This window comes from Flavobacterium soyae, from assembly GCF_021245985.1.
GTDB lineage: Bacteria > Bacteroidota > Bacteroidia > Flavobacteriales > Flavobacteriaceae > Flavobacterium > Flavobacterium soyae.
Genome location: NZ_JAJQXA010000077.1, coordinates 1 through 255, shown reverse-complemented (window position 1 = coordinate 255; position 255 = coordinate 1). Strand labels below are relative to the sequence as shown.

1 pseudogene is annotated in these 255 nt (G+C 39.6%); it reads right to left on the bottom strand.

Annotated features, from left to right (window positions below):
• Positions 1-255, bottom strand: a pseudogene (locus tag LUU93_RS21655) (IS5/IS1182 family transposase); the annotation flags it as partial.

The following is a 255-nucleotide window of genomic DNA, read 5'->3' as shown; positions in this document are numbered from 1 at the left end:
ACTGCTTATTGGTGCTGATCTGCAGATTGTAAGCCGGTTTTAATTGGCCGTTCAGCATATGGTCCTCTTTCATACGCATAAAAGTGGCATCGGTATCAGTCTTGGAAAATGAGTTTCTGTTTTGAAGGATTTCTTCTTGCTGTTCATACTTTTCAAGGTTCTTTGGCCAGTTCTTTTTGGCATAATTAAGCTTCTGGCGTACTTTCGAAGGAACTTTTTTCTCTTTCAAAACTGCATTGATCTTGTTGATGGCAG